General features: G+C 65.6%; 16 protein-coding genes. 15 read left to right on the top strand and 1 reads right to left on the bottom strand.

From position 1 onward, the window contains the following. The first annotated feature begins 137 nt into the window (after positions 1–137). Positions 138–1658: an acetaldehyde dehydrogenase ExaC gene (gene exaC, locus FAS41_RS03285; RefSeq protein WP_138520228.1), complete on the top strand. Its 1521-nt coding sequence runs from the start codon at positions 138–140 to the stop codon at positions 1656–1658. A 237-nt stretch (positions 1659–1895) separates the two neighbouring features. Here the strand turns inward: exaC and qhpR are convergent, their stop codons facing one another. After that, entirely contained in the window at positions 1896–2948 is a 1053-nt protein-coding gene (qhpR, locus tag FAS41_RS03280; RefSeq protein WP_138520227.1) for an AraC-like transcriptional regulator QhpR, read from the bottom strand. Positions 2949–3308: 360 nt separating this feature from the next. Between qhpR and eat the strand changes: the two genes are divergently transcribed. The 14 genes from eat (at position 3309) to ppa (ending at position 17185) form a co-directional block, all read left to right on the top strand. Further along, the gene (gene eat, locus FAS41_RS03275) at positions 3309–4673 is read left to right on the top strand and encodes an ethanolamine permease (protein ID WP_138520226.1); all 1365 of its coding nucleotides are present in this window, start codon (positions 3309–3311) and stop codon (positions 4671–4673) included. Between the two features lie 11 nt (positions 4674–4684). Continuing rightward, positions 4685–6079, top strand: coding sequence for an ethanolamine ammonia-lyase subunit EutB (locus tag FAS41_RS03270; protein ID WP_138520225.1), 1395 nt, complete (start codon positions 4685–4687; stop codon positions 6077–6079). Between the two features lie 25 nt (positions 6080–6104). Then, on the top strand, positions 6105–6911 hold the full coding sequence (eutC, locus tag FAS41_RS03265; RefSeq protein WP_171049427.1) for an ethanolamine ammonia-lyase subunit EutC: 807 nt from the start codon (positions 6105–6107) through the stop codon (positions 6909–6911). Between the two features lie 172 nt (positions 6912–7083). Continuing rightward, complete coding sequence (locus FAS41_RS03260) at positions 7084–7596, top strand: GspH/FimT family pseudopilin (RefSeq protein ID WP_138520223.1); 513 nt, start codon at positions 7084–7086, stop codon at positions 7594–7596. Continuing rightward, positions 7593–8186, top strand: a complete 594-nt coding sequence (pilV, locus tag FAS41_RS03255) for a type IV pilus modification protein PilV (RefSeq protein WP_171049426.1) — start codon at positions 7593–7595, stop codon at positions 8184–8186. Before FAS41_RS03260 ends, pilV begins: the two co-directional genes overlap by 4 nt. Next, positions 8183–8926, top strand: coding sequence for a PilW family protein (locus tag FAS41_RS03250; RefSeq protein ID WP_138520221.1), 744 nt, complete (start codon positions 8183–8185; stop codon positions 8924–8926). Before pilV ends, FAS41_RS03250 begins: the two co-directional genes overlap by 4 nt. Then, on the top strand, positions 8923–9468 hold the full coding sequence (locus tag FAS41_RS03245) for a hypothetical protein (protein ID WP_138520220.1): 546 nt from the start codon (positions 8923–8925) through the stop codon (positions 9466–9468). Before FAS41_RS03250 ends, FAS41_RS03245 begins: the two co-directional genes overlap by 4 nt. Then, positions 9455–12877 carry a pilus assembly protein gene (locus FAS41_RS03240; RefSeq protein WP_171049425.1) on the top strand — a complete coding sequence of 1141 codons (3423 nt, stop codon included), beginning with the start codon at positions 9455–9457 and terminating at the stop codon, positions 12875–12877. Before FAS41_RS03245 ends, FAS41_RS03240 begins: the two co-directional genes overlap by 14 nt. Beyond that, a complete protein-coding gene (locus FAS41_RS03235; protein ID WP_138520218.1) occupies positions 12877–13320 on the top strand; it encodes a type IV pilin protein in 444 nt (147 codons plus the stop codon). The genes FAS41_RS03240 and FAS41_RS03235 overlap by 1 nt, the downstream gene beginning before the upstream one ends. Before the next feature lie 122 nt (positions 13321–13442). Further along, positions 13443–13907 carry a GNAT family N-acetyltransferase gene (locus FAS41_RS03230; RefSeq protein WP_081517245.1) on the top strand — a complete coding sequence of 155 codons (465 nt, stop codon included), beginning with the start codon at positions 13443–13445 and terminating at the stop codon, positions 13905–13907. Positions 13908–14008: 101 nt separating this feature from the next. Further along, positions 14009–14893, top strand: coding sequence for a substrate-binding periplasmic protein (locus FAS41_RS03225; protein ID WP_138520217.1), 885 nt, complete (start codon positions 14009–14011; stop codon positions 14891–14893). Between the two features lie 195 nt (positions 14894–15088). Beyond that, positions 15089–15748 (top strand): DedA family protein, encoded by a 660-nt coding sequence (locus tag FAS41_RS03220; RefSeq protein ID WP_138520216.1) that lies wholly within the window; start codon positions 15089–15091, stop codon positions 15746–15748. Positions 15749–15755: 7 nt separating this feature from the next. Next, the gene (locus FAS41_RS03215; RefSeq protein ID WP_138520215.1) at positions 15756–16574 is read left to right on the top strand and encodes a M90 family metallopeptidase; all 819 of its coding nucleotides are present in this window, start codon (positions 15756–15758) and stop codon (positions 16572–16574) included. Between the two features lie 80 nt (positions 16575–16654). After that, on the top strand, positions 16655–17185 hold the full coding sequence (ppa, locus tag FAS41_RS03210; RefSeq protein WP_138520214.1) for an inorganic diphosphatase: 531 nt from the start codon (positions 16655–16657) through the stop codon (positions 17183–17185). Positions 17186–17538 lie beyond the last annotated feature (353 nt).

Raw genomic sequence — 17538 nt, 5'->3', positions numbered from 1 at the left:
GACAGCGCGCTTTCCGCCGCACCGCCGTGATCCCGTCCGGGCCACACACGGCGTGCCTTTCACTGGCATGGCCCGGCCCTTGCTCTACGCTGAATCAACATCCTCCCCAACAAGCACAAGACCCAGGAGATCCGACCATGCGTTATGCCCATCCCGGTAGCGAAGGCGCCATCGTTTCGTTCAAGGCGCGCTACGGCAACTACATCGGCGGCGAATTCGTCCCGCCGGTAAAGGGTCAGTACTTCACCAACACGTCGCCGGTGAATGGCCAGCCCATCGCCGAATTCCCCCGCTCCACCGCCGAGGACATCGACAAGGCGCTGGACGCCGCCCACGCCGCCGCCGATGCCTGGGGCCGCACCTCGGTGCAGGACCGCTCGCTGGTGTTGCTGAAGATTGCCGACCGCATCGAACAGAACCTGGAGCTGCTCGCCGTCACCGAAACCTGGGACAACGGCAAGCCGGTGCGTGAAACCCTCAACGCCGACATCCCGCTGGCCGCCGACCACTTCCGCTACTTCGCCGGCTGCATCCGCGCACAGGAAGGCAGCGCCGCCGAGATCAACGACAGCACCGTCGCATACCATATCCACGAGCCGCTGGGCGTGGTCGGGCAGATCATCCCGTGGAACTTCCCGCTGCTGATGGCCGCGTGGAAGCTGGCGCCGGCCCTGGCTGCCGGCAACTGCATCGTGCTCAAACCGGCCGAGCAGACCCCGCTGGGCATCTGCGTGCTGATGGAACTGATCGGCGACCTGCTGCCCAAGGGCGTGCTCAACGTCGTCCAGGGCTTCGGCAAGGAAGCCGGTGAAGCGCTGGCCACCAGCAAGCGCATCGCCAAGATCGCCTTCACCGGCTCGACTCCGGTGGGCTCGCACATCCTCAAGTGCGCCGCCGAGAACATCATTCCGTCCACCGTGGAGCTGGGCGGCAAGAGCCCGAACATCTACTTCGAGGACATCATGCAGGCCGAGCCGACCTTCATCGAGAAGGCTGCCGAAGGCCTGGTGCTGGCCTTCTTCAACCAGGGCGAGGTGTGCACCTGCCCGTCCCGCGCACTGGTGCAGGAGTCCATCTACCCGCAGTTCATGGACGTGGTGATGAAGAAGGTGAAAGCCATCAAGCGTGGCGACCCGCTGGACACCGACACCATGGTCGGCGCCCAGGCCTCGCAGCAGCAGTACGAGAAGATCCTTTCCTACCTCGACATTGCCCAGCAGGAAGGCGCGCAGATCCTTACCGGCGGCAAGGTCGAGAAGCTCGAGGGCAGTCTCTCCACCGGCTATTACATCCAGCCGACCCTGCTCAAGGGCAGCAACCAGATGCGCGTGTTCCAGGAGGAAATCTTCGGGCCGGTGGTGGGCGTCACCACCTTCAAGGACGAAGCCGAGGCACTGGCCATCGCCAACGACACCGAGTACGGCCTGGGCGCTGGCGTCTGGACCCGCGACATCAACCGTGCGTACCGCATGGGTCGCGGCATCAAGGCCGGTCGCGTGTGGACCAACTGCTACCACCTGTACCCGGCACACGCCGCCTTCGGTGGCTACAAGAAATCCGGCGTGGGCCGCGAGACCCACAAGATGATGCTCGACCACTACCAGCAGACCAAGAACCTGCTGGTGAGCTACGACATCAATCCGCTGGGCTTCTTCTGATGGCTGGCTGCTGATTGCCTCCGCCCGGTTCGCCGGGCGGTCTCCCCCGAATCGATCTTTGCGCGGCCTGCGGGCCGCGCTTTTTTATGCCCGGAATAAATGGCAAGCGGCGGAGGTTACGTAGGATGGCGTGGAGCGAAGCGATACCCATCGTTTATCGCGCGGGCCCGGTCGATGGGTATCGCAAGCTCCACCCATCCTACGTCGGCGGCACGAGTCGGTCCTACAAGGGAAGGATCAGCTTGCGTCGCTGCGCCACTGCCGCGGGCTCACACCGAACCAGCGTCGGAAGGCACGGGAAAAGGCGCTGGTCTCGGAATACCCCAACAGCGGCGCCAGCTCGGAGATCGGCCGCTGCGGCTGCCGCAGGTAGTGCAGCGCCAGCTCACGGCGGGTGTTTTCCACCAGTTGACTGAAGCTCAACCCGGCCTCGCGCAGGCGGCGCTGCAAGCCGGCGGTGGTGAGTTCCAGCTGCTCGGCGATGATCTCCAGCGACGGCTCGCCATCCGCCAGCGCCAGGCGAATCTGCGTGCCGGCGTCCTCCACCAGATTGGGCGCGCCGCCCTGCTCGCCCAGCCGACGGATCACATCCTGCACCAGGAACAACAGGTTGGCGTCACGCTCGGGCATCTGCCGGCCATACAGGTCGCGCTTGGGAATCAGCATCGAATTGCAGCCGCGCTGGAACAGCACCGGCGCGTCGAACACTCGCCCGTGCTCCTGCCAGCCCTCCGGCCGCGCGTGCTCGAAGCTCACCGCGCGCGGCGCCCATTCAGGGCCAAGGGCATGGCGCATCAGGTTCAGTGCCATCCCCAGGGTCAGCTCGGCGTCCTGGCGGCGGTCGAGGATGGCGCCGTGGCGGACCTGGTAGTCGAAGCGATAACACTCGCCGCAATCCACCAGGCGGATCAGGGTGTCGTGCTGGTGATAGGGGAAGGCGGCGGCGAAGTTCTTCAGCGCCTCTTCCAGCGTCTCCGAACAGAGCCCGACGTAGCCCAGCAGACCCAGCTCGCGAGGGCGGAACTGCTCGCCGTAGCGCAGCCCGAAGTTGTCGCAACCCGACTGCCGCGCGGCCTCTTCCAGCACCTGGCAGTAGTTGGTCAGCGCCAGACTCAGGGTCGGATGCAGCAGGCGCTCCGGGTCGATACCGGCGCGTCCGAAGACGCGGTCGATGTCACCGCCCTGGTCGCCGATGAAGCGGCCCAGGCCACTGGCGGCAGCGGACAGCACGCCGATGTTGCTGGCCAGGGGCAGGCTCAGGCCGGAGGGGGAGAACAGAGGCTGGCTCATGTCGGATACCGATCTTGTTATCAGGCACGCAAAACACGTCGTCCCCAAAGCAGGGGCCAATAAACAAAGCAAATCCCGTGCCTCGACTGCCCTTCAGCGACCCGCCGAACAGGGCGCCGCGCCTGGCCTGCAGCTGCCACAGCACGGGGCAGGCCGGCGATTTCCGGCACCAGAAGCGAGCACCGCGCGCACGGTGGGGCAATGGGTAACAACCAGTTGACCCTGCACGGCGAAAGCCGGTTCCAGCGGTCAAGTCTTGCGCGTCAGTGCGCCACTACCATCGGCTCTCAGGTATCCGTCCACGCCCTTGCGACCCGCCCCACTTGCGGCCTATCCCTTGCGGAGAGAGGAATAACAACAATGAGCGCATCACAACTCAAACCCACGCTTGGCACCCTGCACCTCTGGGGGCTCGCCGTAGGCCTGGTGATCTCCGGCGAGTACTTCGGCTGGAGCTACGGCTGGGCTGCGGCCGGCACCCTGGGCTTCCTCGTCACCACGCTGATCGTCGCGGTGATGTATACCTGCTTCATCTTCAGCTACACCGAGCTGACCACCGCCATCCCCCACGCCGGCGGGCCATTCGCCTACAGCCTGCGGGCCTTCGGCAAGACCGGCGGGATGATCGCCGGCATCGCCACGCTGATCGAATTCGTCTTCGCCCCGCCGGCCATCGCCATGGCCATCGGCGCCTACCTCAATGTGCAGTTTCCCGGCCTCGATCCGAAGTGGGCGGCCACCGGCGCCTATGTGATCTTCATGACGCTGAACATCCTCGGCGTGAGCATCGCCGCCACCTTCGAGCTGGTGGTGACCGTGCTGGCGGTGGCCGAGTTGCTTGTGTTCATGGGCGTGGTCGCACCGGGCTTCAGCTTCAGCAACTTCGTGCTCAACGGCTGGGCCGGCTCCGACGTGTTCGGCGCCCCGGCCATGGCCGGCATCTTCGCCGCCATTCCGTTCGCCATCTGGTTCTTCCTCGCCATCGAGGGCGCAGCCATGGCTGCCGAGGAGGCCAAGGACCCGAAGCGCACCATTCCGCGCGCGTACATCGCCGGCATCCTGACCCTGGTGACCCTGGCCATCGGCGTGATGATCTTCGCCGGCGGCGTGGGCGACTGGCGCGCCCTGTCGAACATCAACGACCCGCTGCCGCAGGCGATGAAGGCCGTGGTGGGCAACAACTCCACCTGGATGCACATGCTGGTGTGGATCGGCCTGTTCGGCCTGGTGGCGAGCTTCCACGGCATCATCCTGGGCTACTCGCGGCAGTTCTTCGCGCTGGCCCGCGCCGGCTTCCTGCCGCGCAGCCTGGCGAAACTCTCGCGCTTCCAGACGCCGCACCGCGCCATCCTTGCCGGTGGCGCCGTGGGGATCGCGGCGATCTTCAGCGACGGCCTGATCAGCCTGCAGGGCATGACCCTGACCGCAGCGATGATCACCATGAGCGTGTTCGGCGCCATCGTCATGTACATCATGAGCATGCTCAGCCTGTTCAAGCTGCGCCGCAGCGAGCCGGACCTGGAGCGCAGCTTCCGCGCGCCGGGCTATCCGGTGGTGCCGGCCATCGCGCTGGGCCTGGCGCTGGTCTGCCTGGCCGCGATGCTCTGGTTCAACAGCGTTATTGCCTCGGTGTTCCTGGTGCTGATGATCGGCGGCTGTTCCTGCTGCAGTATCGTCATCAGCCTCAATCGCGGCACCGACGCATCGTTCGCCAGCCAGGGCTGAGGAGTCGCGCCATGTCCGGATTCGTCCACAGCGTCGGTGGCCAGACCTGGCGCTTCGACAGCCTGCGCGAGGTGATGGCCAAGGCCAGCCCGGCGCGCTCCGGCGACCGCCTCGCCGGGGTCGCCGCTGGCAGCGATGCCGAGCGCGTTGCGGCGCAGATGGCGCTGGCGGACATCCCGCTCAAGCGTTTTCTCGACGAGGCGCTGATCCCCTACGAAAGCGACGAAGTCACCCGGCTGATCATCGACACCCATGATCGCGAAGCCTTTGCGCCGGTCAGCCACCTCACGGTGGGCGGCCTGCGCGACTGGCTGCTCGGCGATGCAGCCGACGAGACCAGCCTGCGCGCCCTGGCGCCGGGGCTGACGCCGGAAATGGCAGCCGCGGTATCGAAGATCATGCGCGTGCAGGACCTGGTGCTGGTGGCGCAGAAGATTCGCGTGGTCACCCGCTTCCGCAACACCCTGGGACTGCGCGGACGCATGTCCACCCGACTGCAACCCAACCACCCCACGGACGACCCGGCCGGGATCGCCGCCAGCGTGCTCGACGGCCTGCTCTATGGCAACGGCGACGCCATGCTCGGCATCAACCCGGCTACCGACAGCCTGCAGTCGATCTGCACCCTGTTGGAAATGCTCGACGCGATCATCCAGCGCTACGAGATTCCCACCCAGTCGTGCGTGCTCACCCACGTCACCAGCTCCATCGAGGCGATCAACCGCGGCGCGCCGCTGGACCTGGTGTTCCAGTCCATCGCCGGCACCCAAGCGGCCAACGCCAGCTTCGGCGTGAGTCTGTCGATCCTCCAGGAGGGCTACGACGCCGGTCTGTCGCAGAAGCGCGGCACCCTGGGCGACAACCTGATGTACTTCGAAACCGGCCAGGGCAGCGCGCTGTCGGCCAACGCCCACCACGGCGTCGACCAGCAGACCTGCGAGACCCGCGCCTACGCGGTGGCACGGCACTTCAAGCCGTTCCTGGTGAACACCGTGGTCGGCTTCATCGGCCCGGAATACCTGTACAACGGCAAGCAGATCATCCGCGCCGGGCTGGAAGACCACTTCTGCGCCAAGCTGCTCGGCGTGCCCATGGGCTGCGACATCTGCTACACCAACCACGCCGAGGCCGACCAGGACGACATGGACATGCTCCTGACCCTGCTGGGCGTGGCCGGCATCAACTTCATCATGGGCATCCCCGGCTCCGACGACGTGATGCTCAACTACCAGACCACCTCCTTCCACGACGCACTTTATGCGCGCCAGACGCTGGGGCTCAGGCCGGCGCCGGAATTCGAGGCGTGGCTGGAACGCATGGAAATCCTCCGCCAGCAGGACGGCCGTGTGCACATGGCCAGCCAGCTTCCCGGCGCCTTCCGCCAGGCGCTGGCGCAATTGTCCTGAGGGCCGCATGCATGAGGAGTGTTCGATGAGCGACAGCTTCATCCCCAACCCCTGGCAGGAACTGCGCCGCCTGACCTCCGCGCGCATCGCCCTGGGCCGCGCCGGCACCAGCCTGCCGACCGGGGCGCAGCTGGACTTCCAGTTCGCCCACGCCCAGGCGCGCGACGCCGTGCACCTGCCCTTCGACCGTGACGGCCTTGGCGCGCAATTGGCCGAGCGCGGTCGCGATGCTCTGTTGCTGCACAGTGCCGCCGCCGACCGTGACACCTACCTGCAACGCCCCGACCTGGGCCGGCGACTGAACGAGGAATCGGCGGAAATCCTGCGCCGCCACGCCGACCGCCATCCCCAGGGCTACGACCTGGCGGTGGTGATCGCCGACGGTCTCTCATCGCTTGCAGTGCAGCGCCACAGCCTGCCCTTCCTCGAACGCCTGGAAGAACAGGTGCGCAACGAAGGCTGGAGTCTGTCGCCGGTTGCGCTGGTGCAACAGGGACGTGTCGCCGTAGCCGACGAAGTCGCCGAGCTGCTGCGCGCAAAGATGGTGGTGATCCTGATCGGCGAGCGCCCCGGCCTGTCCTCGCCGGACAGCCTCGGGTTGTACTTCACCTGGGCGCCGAAGGTCGGCCTGAACGACGCCTACCGCAACTGCATCTCCAATGTTCGGCTCGAAGGCCTGAGCTACGGCCTCGCGGCGCACCGCCTGCTCTACCTGATGCGCGAAGCCTGTCGCCGGCAGCTGTCGGGAGTAAACCTGAAGGACGAAGCGCAACTGCCTGCACTGGAGGGAGACGGACCCTCTTCACGGGGCAACTTCCTGCTCGGTGGCTGAGCAGGCTTGGCGCGGCTGTGAACGCGACCACATGCCGCGCAGAAGATCGCCGTCTTTAAGAATCGTCTTAAATCGCCCCTCCCGTTCGTCGCGCTAAAAAACTCGCCATCAAGGACCGCGCACTGACACGAACGGCTGCGCGGTCCCGCGCGCTCCAGTCGATGGTGAGATCATGGATTCACCCAGTACCTCTACCTCCACCCTGCTGGCCAACCAACGCGGCATCACCCTGGTCGAGACCCTGGTGACCATCGCGATCCTGGCAATCCTGCTGGGCATCGCAGTGCCCTCCTTCGACCTGCTGATCAACCGCAACCGCGCCCAGAGCAGCGGCAAGCAACTGATCGCACTGCTGCAGTACGCCCGCGCGCAGGCGCAGATCAGCCATCAGGAAATCAGCGTCACCCCGCAAACAGCCGGCGATTGGACCTCAACACTGGTGGTGTCCCGACAACAGGGAGGAGACGGGCCGGACAGCCAGGCCGTCGAACTGCGCCGAAGCCGCCTGGATGACTCCGCCCAGGTTCAGGTCAAGACCAGCAGCAGCGCTGCACAGGTGGTCTTCGATAGCAACGGCATCGCCGAATCCGGCCCCGACTACCCACTGGTCTTCACCCTCGATTCCGGCAGCTACGGCAGCAAGGTCTGCCTGCAACGCAGCGGGGCGGTGTGGGCATGCGAATGAGGCCAAGGCACGACGAGCGAGGGTTCTACCTGATCGAAGTGATGGTGGCGGTGATGCTCACCAGCGTGGCGCTGCTGGGCATGGTGGCGCTGCAAGCGCGCAGCATCACCTATGCCCACGACAGCCAGCAGCGGCAGAACGCCATCCTCCTGGCCGCCGATCTCGCCCGTAGCATGCAGGCCAATCGCGAGGGACTGGTGCGCAACGGCAAGCTCAAGGGCGACGCGGCGTTCCTGGTGGCCGAGGGCAGTGCCTTCCCCAGCCTGGGCAGCGGCGAGTCCTGCGTCACCAGCGGGCTCGGGGTGAGCGATCGAATTCGTCGCGAACTGGCCTGCTGGACAACGCAGGTGCAGCGCCAACTCGCTACGGACGCGACACTGCTCAAGGATTCCACCTTCATTTGCGCCACCCGTGACGGCAAATCCTGCGCCAGTGGCTCCGAGCAACCCCTGCTGCTGATCCAACTCGCCTGGCACAGCCGCAACTGTCGCAGCGGCAGCCCGACCACTGCTGACGACGCCAGCGCCGCTTGCCTGACTGCGGACGCCGACGGTGGCGTCGAGCGCTATCGCCTGAGTTTCCAGCCATGAACGCCAGCGCGCAGAAAGGCCTTTCACTGATCGAACTCATGGTGGCGCTGGCCCTCGGCACCCTCGTGCTGTTCACCGTGCTGCAGATCTACCTGTCCGGCAGCGACCACGCCGCCTTCAACAATGCCCAGCAACAGAACCAGAGCCGGGCGCGCTTCATCCTCGACCTGCTGCAGAGCCAGGCCGGACAGGCCGGCTATGTCGCCTGGCAACGCCACGCCACGGCGCAGGATGCGGCGCTTTTCGACTTCGTCCTCGATCGCGAAGGCCCCTTTCCTTCGCTGACCGACAGTCGCACTGGCTGCAGCTTCGCCGATGGCAAGGTCAGCGCCGTCGACGCCGACGGCAAGGGGCTTTGCGTGCGCTACCAACGCTCACAACGGAGCGACGCGCAGTTTCACCAGGACTGCAGCGGCGGCGCCCTTTACAGCGACGCCGACAGCAGCACGCCACAGGTGCTGGTGAGCCACCTGTACGTCTCGGGCAGCGAACTGCACTGCAAGACGAACAACACGGCCTCCGCCGGCGAGGTCGTGCTCGCCACGGGCATCCATGACCTGCGTTTCGAATCCGCCTCGGTCAACCAGGTTCGCGTCGGCCTGGTCCTGACCTCTACCCGCCTTCTGCTGCCGGAGAACTGCACCTACCAGGACCCTCTCGGCGACCAGCAGAAAAACACCGGCACGCGCGGGTTGTGCAGCGCTTTCGCCCAGTCGCTCTACCTGAGGAACCAGCCATGAACCGGCAACGCGGCCAGACCTTGCTGATCGCCCTGCTCCTGCTGCTCGGCCTGAGCATCCTGACCCTGGGCAATCTGCGCAGCGGCCTGCTGCTGGACAACAGCCTTGCCGATGCGCGCGACTACCAGGCGGCATTGGGCGGCGCCACCTCGGCCGTCAACGAAGCGCTGTACCGCAGCCGTCACAGCCCTTACATGGCGGTGGGTACCCGCGACGATTGCATCGATACACCGCAGGACCAGCAGCAGGTACTGCTCTGCGACCGACTGTGGCTGAATCCATCCGACCCGACCAGCAGCGCCCTCATCAAGCAGGCGCGCACCTATCGCGGCAACGACCTGGCGACCCCCGGCGAGATGGACGAACTGAGCCGCGCGCCGCGCTGGTACGTCGCGGCACAATGCGAGAGCCGCTCCTCCAGCGCCATGGCCGATTGCCTGGCCGGCAGCGGCACCCTGCTGCTGCAGGTGAACACCCTCGCCACCGGCATCACCGACCAGGCCCAGGTACGCCTGCAGGAGTATGCCCGTGTGCAGCGCTGAAGCCCTCCTGCGCACCGCTCTGCTGGGCGCCACCCTGCTTGCCAGCGGCACCGCGGCAGCGGCCGCTCCAAGCCAGGCACCGCTGTTCCTGGTCGAGGGTGTCTCGCCGAACCTGATCGTCACCCTCGACGACTCCGGCAGCATGACCAGCGCCTATACACCCGATGGCATGAGCTCCTACACCATCGCCAACCGCTCCTCGGCGTACAACCCGATGTACTACAACCCGGCGATCACCTACGACGCGCCGTGGAAAGTCACCTTCAGCGGCGGGCGACTCAACAGCGAGCGCTACACCACCAGCTTCGACAAGGCCTACTACGACGGCTTTCTCACCATCCAGACCGGTACGCTGGATCTGAACAAGTACACCGGCAACGGCTACGGGCAGAACTCGATCCAGGCGGTCAACACCACCGACAGCTACAAGCAGTACGCCCACTACTACCAGTTCGACGCCGCCTGCCCGCATTCGCGCAACACTGCCACCGGCACACTCAGCGCGGTGCAGAACTGCGCATCCGACTACTCCTATACCAATGCAAACGCCTGCACCAAGAGCTGCTTTGCCCCGCAATGGGTCACCACTGACGCGGAAAAGCAGAACTATGCCAATTGGTTTTCCTTCTACCGCACGCGCCAACTCGCCACGCGCACCGCGGCGAACCTGGCGCTGTTCGATCTGCCCGACCATATCCGGGTGACCTGGCAGGGCCTGAACAACTGTTACAGCACCAACTTCAACCTGAGCTCCACGGCTTGCGGCAACCAGACCCTGTCAGCCTTCGCCAGCCAGCACAAGGCAGACTTCTTCACCTTCACCAGCCGCCTGGTCGCCAGCGGCGGGACACCGCTGGGCACCGCACAGAACCGGGTCAACAACTTCCTGAGCAACACCACTGCCTACAACCCCTATGCCCGAGCGCCAGGCAGTACGCGCGACGTGAAAACCGAATACGCCTGCCGACCGACCTACCACCTGCTGATGACCGATGGTTTCGGCGACGGCTCCGGCGGCAGCAATGCCGACGGCACCACACGCACCCTGCCCGACGGCAAAGCCTTCGCCGCGACCGCGCCTTACTACGACAAATGGTCCAATACCCTGGCCGATAACATCTTCCTCGGCTGGGCGACCGACGCGCGTACCGACCTGGAGAACAAGGTTCCGCCGCGCTACCGCGACGGCAACGACTACTGGAACCCGAAGAACGATCCCGCTACCTGGCAGCACGTCACCACCTACACCGTCGGCCTGGGGCTCGGCCCGACGCTGAAGTACCTGCAATGGGGTGGCGACACCTACTCGGGCTCCTATGCGCAATTGCTCGACGGCAGCAAGAGCTGGCCCAATCCCAGCGGCAGCACCAGCCTGGACGGCATGACCGTGACTGCCAACGAAGGCAAGGTAGCGGCGCTCTGGCACGGCGCGCTGAACTCCCGCGGCGAATTCTTCAGCGCCGACTCCACCAGCGAGCTGGTGCAGGCCTTCCAGTCCATCGTCAGCAGCATCTCCACCAGCCAGTTGGCGGTGGCTGCTGCCGGCGCCAGCTCGACCTCGCTGAGCACCGACACCTACCTCTACCGCGCCAGCTACCAGCCCACCGACTGGAGCGGCGATATCCTGCAGTACCGCCTCGACGCCGAGGGCAACGCCCAGGCCAACACGGCCCTGTCCTTCCGCAATCAGCTCGACCAGCGCTCCCCCGCCAGCCGCAGCCTCTACATCAATGCGCGGCCGGATCGCCCGAGCGGACATCTCCAGGCCTTCACCTGGAGCAACCTCGCGACCTCGCAGCAGGACCTGCTCGACAAGGCGCCCGGTACCCAGACCCGCGACAACCTCGGCGAGCGCCGTGTCGCCTGGCTGCGCGGCGACCGCAGTGACGAGGATTCGACCTTCCGCGCACGCAACCACCTGCTCGGCGACATCATCTACTCCTCGCCGGTGGTGGTCGGCCCGCCGTCCAGCGTGACTTACTACCTGGAGAAAGCCGCCCGCAGCACGGGCTACGAAGCCTTCCGCCAGGACCACGCAGACCGAGAACGGCGCATCTACGTCGGCGCCAACGACGGCATGCTGCACGCTTTCGACGAGACGGGCCGGGAGCGTTGGGCCTTCATTCCCGCCGCGGTGGTCGACAAGCTCAACTACCTGTCGGCGATGAACTACGCGGGGCGTTCGGAGGAAGAAAACACCAACAACCTGCACCGCTTCTTCGTCGACGGCAGCGCCGTCACCCAGGATGTCTACTTCGACGGCGCCTGGCGCAGCGTGCTGGTCATGGCGCCAGGGCGTGGCGGGCGCGGGCTGTTCGCCCTGGACATCACCGATCCGGACACCCCGCAGCTGCTCTGGGAGCACACCGCCAGCGCCAGCAGTCGCGACGGCAAGGACATCGACTTCGGCTACCTGCTGGAGCGCCCGGTCATCACCTTCTTCGAGGGTGAGCCCTACGTGCTCACCGGCAATGGCTACGACGCGGGCAAGGGTTATTCGCTATCGATTCGGCTGGCCGACGGCCGGATCGATGCCGCCAGCCACGCCACGTCCGGCGATGGTGAAGTCGGAAGCACGGTTGCCTGGACCCAGGCCGCCAGCCCAGGGGAACTCGCCCAGCGCTACTACGGCAACCTGCAGGGCAACCTGTACCGGCAAGGTGGCCTCGATGCCACCGCGAGTCTGCTGGCCAGCGTCGCCAGCGCGCGCGGCCAGGCGCTGAGCGCGGCACCGGAAGTCACCCAGCACCCCCGCGGAGGGCAGTTGGTCATGGCCGGTACCGGCAAGTATTTCGAAGGCAGCGACAAGGAGGGCCCCGCCACCCGGCAATCCTTGTACGGTTTCTGGGACCAGACCGACTACCTCGCCCACGTCGATGGCGCCGGCGACCCCGCCACCCTGAGCAAACTGGACAACCTGCAGAAGCAGACGCTCACCGAAGAAACCGTCACCCACAGCGGCGGCAGCACCCTCGTTCGGCAACTGAGCAGCGAGAGCGTGAGCTGGGACAGCAGCGGCAAGCGCGGTGTCGGCATCCGCGGCTGGTACTTCGACCTGGCGGAGACCGAGATGATCCTCGACCAGCCCTTCATGCTCGGCGACGTGCTCTTCGTCACCGTCAGCAAGCCCAACGCCGACCCGTGCAGCGCCGGTATCACTTACTGGCTGCTGGCGGTCAACCCCAAAACGGGCGGCGCGCTGAACTTCAACGTCTTCGACCTAGCAGGCGATGGCTCCTTCAGTGAAAGGGCCAGCGGCCTCCAGATCGACGGCCCGGTGACGCGCATCGGCGACAACCTCTACACCCCCGATGGCAACCGCCTGCCCGTGCAGCTCTTCGATCCGGTGAACCAGGGCCGCTTCAACTGGCAGATCATGAATTTCAACCTGCCCACGGGGTATCCCTGATGCTCAGGCACGCACTGTCCAGGCGAGTACAAGGCTTCACCCTGATCGAGATGATGGTGGTGGTGTGCATCCTCGCCCTGCTGGCCGGCATCGCCATCCCCAGCTACCGCCAATACGTCCTGCGCGCCAATCGCAGCGAGGCCCAGACGCTGCTGCGCGACGCCGCCGCCCAGCAGGAGCGCTACCTGGCGCAATACAGCAAGTACACCGATACCGCGACCCGGCTGGCCTTCGGTTATCCACTGGCCGACGGCAAACGCCTGTCGCCGCACCAGCTCTACGAACTGCAGGCCGAATTCATCGACGGCAATGCCCGCAGCTACCGCCTGACCGCCCTGCGCCGGGGCGCCCAGGCCAGCGACAGCGAATGCGGCGACTTCACCCTCGACCACCAGGGCAACCGTGGCACCAGCGCAGGCAGCGTGGAAAGCTGCTGGCGTTGATCAAACGCTCGCTTGGATTGCGCTTTCCACAAATTCTGGTGCAGCATCGGACCAACGGCTATCCGCTGGCATAGCCCCTGCATTGCCATACCAGCCCACTCACCTCCCGCCGAGGCCCGCTTATGCGCATCGTGCAAGCCACGCTCGACCACCTCGATCTGCTCGCTCCGCTGTTCGTCAAATACCGCGAGTTCTACGGCATGCTCCCCTACCCCGAATCCTCGCGAAAATTCCTCGAGAAGCGCCTGCGCCGCAAGGAATCGGTGATCTACCTGGCGCTGCCGGATGACGACGACAGCAAGCTGCTGGGCTTCTGCCAGCTCTACCCGAGCTACTCCTCGCTGTCGCTCAAGCGCGTGTGGATCCTCAATGACATCTACGTCGCCGAAGAGGCGCGCCGCCAGTTGGTCGCCGACCACCTGCTGCAGACCGCCCGACAGATGGCGCGCGAGACCCAGGCCGTGCGCATGCGGGTGTCCACCAGCGTCAACAACGAAGTGGCGCAGAAGGTCTACGAGTCCATCGGCTTCCGCGAGGACAGCGAGTTCAAGAACTACATCCTGCCGATCAGCGATGACCTGAACTGACGCTCCGGTACAGGCTGTAGACCGGCCCGCTGGCATCGGCGGGCCTGGCGCATTAAAGTGCCATCATCGGAATCGCCGCGGCCTCCGCATGAAGGGATCCCATGCGTACTTCCCTGCTCGTTCTGCGCACCGCCTGTCTCTGCTTCGCCGTCCTGGGCGCCACCACCCAGGCCCAGACCCTGCGCGTCGCCACGCTGGAGTGGGCGCCCTATGTCGGCAGCGACCTGCCAGGCAACGGGCTGGCCAGCCGCATCCTCAACGAGGCCCTGGCGCTCAACGGTGACAAGGCCGAACTGGTCTTCCTGCCCTGGCAACGGGCCCTCAACGAAACCCGCGAAGGCCGCTTCGACGCACTGATGCCCGCCTACCTGTCGGCGGACCGCAGCCAGGATTTCTACACCTCGATGCCGCTGCTGGACTCCCAGCTCGGCTTCTTCCGCCGCCGTGACCGCGCCCTGCCGATCAACCCGCGCGACCTCGATACGCTGCGCCCCTACCGCATCGGTGTAGTGCGCGGCTACGTCAACCAGGAGGGCTTCGACTCCGCCGACTTCCTCAACAAGGACGTGGTCAGCAGCGACTGGCAGAACCTGGAAAAACTCCTGCGCGGACGCATCGACCTGGCCGTGGTGGACCGTTACACCGGCTACCAGTTGCTCAGCCAGAATGCCCCGGCGCTGCGCGAGCAACTGGAGTTCGTCGACCCACCGCTGGAGGTCAAACCGCTCTACGTGCTGGTGCCGAAGAAGCGCGCCGAAGGCGAAGCCCTGGCCGCCAGCCTCGACCGCGGCCTGCGCACCCTGCGTCGCAGTGGGCGCCTGCAGCAGCTGATCGCCGAGGCGCGCCTCGACACGGCGATGAACAGCCGCGAGGTAGCTACCCATCCGCTGGCCGAACAGCTGCCAGCGACCAGCGATCAGCACGGGGCTGCCTTGACGCCCAGGACGCCGCCGGACCTGCTGAGCTGGCAGGCGAGCCTGCTCTGAGGCAACGCCCCGCGCTGCCCCGGGCATTTGTCACAAGGCGTTGCCGCGTTCACAGCGACAGGATTTTCACGCAGAAGCTGTAATATCCTCCCGCGGACTTCCGTCGCAGGATTCGACGGAGCGCGCCCCCGGCAGCCCGGCCGAGCCTTATAATGGGCGGCCCGGCCGTTCACCTTGTTGTCAGACAGGCTTCTCATGGAATTCAACCCGATCGACCTGATTCTCCACCTCGACACCTACCTGTCGTTGGCGGTGGCCAACTATGGCACCTGGATCTACGCCATCCTTTTCCTGGTGATCTTCTGCGAGACCGGCCTGGTGGTGACCCCCTTCCTGCCGGGCGACTCCCTCCTCTTCATTGCCGGCGCCATCTGCGCCGCAGGCGGCATGGACCCGTGGATGCTCGGCGGTCTGCTGCTGCTCGCGGCGATCAGCGGCGACAGCACCAACTACGTGATCGGCCGAACACTGGGCAAACGCCTGTTCAGCAATCCGAACTCGAAAGTCTTCCGCCGCGACTACCTGGACCAGACCCACGCCTTCTACGAACGCCACGGCGGCAAGACCGTGACCCTGGCACGCTTCCTGCCCATCGTGCGGACCTTCGCCCCCTTCGTCGCCGGCATGGCCTACATGCCCTACGCGCGCTTCCTGTTCTTCAGCGTGGCCGGCAGCATCGCCTGGGTCGGCGGCCTGGTGACCCTGGGCTACTTCTTCGGCAACGTGCCCTTCATCAAGCAGAACCTGTCGGTGATGATCGTCGCCATCATCGCCTTCTCGCTGGTGCCCATGCTGATCGGCTTCATCCGCCACAAGCTGCGCCCCTCGGCCAAGGCCCAGCCCGGCGAGCACTGATCCGCCCATGTGGTCGTTCAATGAATGGCGCCGCCGGCGCTTTCTCGCCCGCTATCCGCTCGATGCAGAGCTGTGGACGCAGGTGCGCCGGCACCTGCCGATCCTCGACGGCCTGAGCGAAGAGGAACTGCGCCGGCTCGGCGAGCGCGCGCTGCTGTTCCTGCGCGACAAACGCCTGTCGCCGCTGCCGGGCATCGAACTGGACGACTACCGCCGCCTGCTGCTGGCGACCCAGGCCGAACTGCCGCTGCTGCACCTGCCGGACCTGAACTGGTACGGCGGCTTCCATGAGCTGGTGCTCTACCCGGATGACTTCGTCAGCCCACAGAAGCACCGCGACCCGGCTGGCGTCATGCACGAATTCGACGACGAGCGCGCCGGCGAGACATCGCTGCAGGGCCCGGTGATCCTCGCCTGGCCTGGCGTGGAAAGCGGCGGTGGCTGGGATGCCTACAACCTGGTGATCCACGAGCTGGCGCACAAGCTCGACATGCTCAATGGCGATGCCAACGGCATGCCGCCGCTGCACCGCGACATGCGTGTTGCCGACTGGGCCGTCGCCATGCAGGCCGCCTACGACGACCTCAACCGCCAGCTCGACCACAACCCGCAGTCGCACACCGCCATCGATCCGTACGCGGCGGAGAATCCGGCGGAGTTCTTCGCCGTCACCAGCGAGTACTTCTTCACCGCTCCGGACCTCCTTCAGGCGGCCTATCCCAAAGTCTATGAACAGCTTTCGCTGTTCTACCGGCAAGATCCGCTCTCGCGCCTGCACAAGCTTCAGGCCGAACACCCCGAATATCAGGAAACTCAGGCCCACTAGGCGATGTCTGTGGCTTGGACACGGCAATCTGCCTATAATCCGCCGCACTTTTTCGGCCCGACCACTATCTGGAGTCGTCCATGAGCTACAGCAGCATCCCGGCTGGCAAAGACCTGCCGAACGACATTTACGTCGCCATCGAGATCCCGGCCAACCACGCGCCGATCAAGTACGAAATCGACAAGGACACCGACTGCCTGTTCGTCGACCGTTTCATGGCCACCCCGATGTTCTACCCGGCCAACTACGGTTTCATCCCGAACACCCTGGCCGACGACGGTGACCCCCTGGACGTGCTGGTCGTGACCCCGTACCCGGTCGCTCCGGGCTCCGTGATCCGCGCCCGTCCGGTTGGCGTGCTGAACATGAGCGACGAAGCCGGCGGCGACGCCAAGCTGATCGCCGTGCCGCACGACAAGCTGAGCGTCCTGTACCAGGACGTGAAGGAATACACCGACCTGCCGGCCCTGCTGCTGGAGCAGATCAAGCACTTCTTCGAGAACTACAAGGATCTCGAGAAGGGCAAATGGGTGAAAGTCGAAGGCTGGGGCGACACCGCCCAGGCTCACGACTACATCAACAAGGCCGTCGCTGCCTTCCAGGCCAAGTGATGGTCGCGCGGATTATCCGCGCACCGTGAAGAAGCCCCGTCCGTGCGGGGCTTTTTTATGACCGGGATTAGGCTTTTCGTCCCGACTTTGTTACCATCTGCGCCCCGCGCGCAGCCCGCTGCGACGCCACAGAATCAAGGCGGTCCGCCCTACCAGAAGTAAGGTTGGACCACCCCCTGAAAGCCGGCCACAAGCCGGCTTTTTTAATGCCCGCAGAAATCCCTCCGCCCCCATTGGCCCGTCTGCTCGAAGCGCAGGCAAGGGCGTGGGAACTGACGTCTCATACCGCAGCATCCCGACCAACGGCGTGGCCCCGCGCCCCGTCAGAGAGCTCGCACCTCCCCGAAACACCC

This window comes from Pseudomonas nicosulfuronedens (genome assembly GCF_005877905.1).
GTDB lineage: Bacteria > Pseudomonadota > Gammaproteobacteria > Pseudomonadales > Pseudomonadaceae > Pseudomonas > Pseudomonas nicosulfuronedens.
This window is presented reverse-complemented; position numbering and strand designations above follow the sequence as displayed.